At 68.5% G+C, this 844-nt stretch carries 1 protein-coding gene; it reads right to left on the bottom strand.

Features of this window, described 5'->3' with window-relative positions:
* Window positions 1–25 precede the first annotated feature (25 nt).
* Window positions 26–844 (bottom strand): LysR family transcriptional regulator (locus tag EOA38_RS37840; RefSeq protein WP_145966349.1); only part of this gene is annotated, 819 nt, incomplete at its 5' end.

Genomic DNA, 844 nt, shown 5'->3' with positions numbered 1-844 from the left:
TCCTTCGGGGCGTGCGGCTTTTCGTTCAGAGACGCACGGTCTCCGCAAGGAAATCGAGAAAGGCCCGCACCCTGGCCGGCAGATGCTTGCCCTGGCCGACATAGACGGCATGCGTGGGCTCCTCGTCGCCGGGATTGAACGCCTCCAGCAACGGCACAAGCCGTCCGGCAATAATGTCGGGCTCGACATGCCAGCGCGCCAGCCGCGCGATGCCTGCCCCGGCAAGCGCGGTCAGCCGCATCGCCTCGCCGTCGCTGACCGTCGCGTTGCCGGTGATCGGGACGACGATCGGCGCGCCATCCGCGTCGATGAAAGGCAATCCATCGATATGCCGCGCGAAGCCGAAGGCGAGCATGTTGTGACGGTCCAGCTCACCGGGCGTCATCGGCGTGCCGCGCGCTTCGAGATAGGTGGGAGAGGCGACCACCGCCATCCGGCTCTGGCCGAGCTTGCGCGCCACCAGTCGTGACTCGCGCAGTGGCCCGGCGCGTATGGCGATGTCGGCTCGCTCCTCCAGAAGGTCGATGACATTGTCGGTCAGCACCGCCTCGACGCTGATCTCCGGGTAGCGTTCCAGGAAACGCGGCAACAATTCCATAAGCCGGTGCTGGCCGAAGGGCACATAGCTGTTGACCCTGAGCCTGCCGCGAGGCGCGGCACCCGCCGCCGCTTCGCGCTCGGCGGCATCGAGGTCGGCGAGGATGCGCGTGCCGCTGTCGTGGAAGGCGGCCCCTTCCGGGGTCAGCTGCAGCCGGCGCGTCGAGCGGCTGAGAAGTCGCGCGCCGAGCCGCGCCTCCAGCCGCGCGATCAGCTTGCTCACCGCCGAGGGTGTCATGCGCAACGC

The organism is Mesorhizobium sp. M1E.F.Ca.ET.041.01.1.1 (genome assembly GCF_003997355.1).
Taxonomy (GTDB): Bacteria; Pseudomonadota; Alphaproteobacteria; order Rhizobiales; family Rhizobiaceae; genus Mesorhizobium.
Note: the sequence above shows the minus strand (reverse complement) of the source record. Positions and strands in the feature narration are given on the sequence as shown.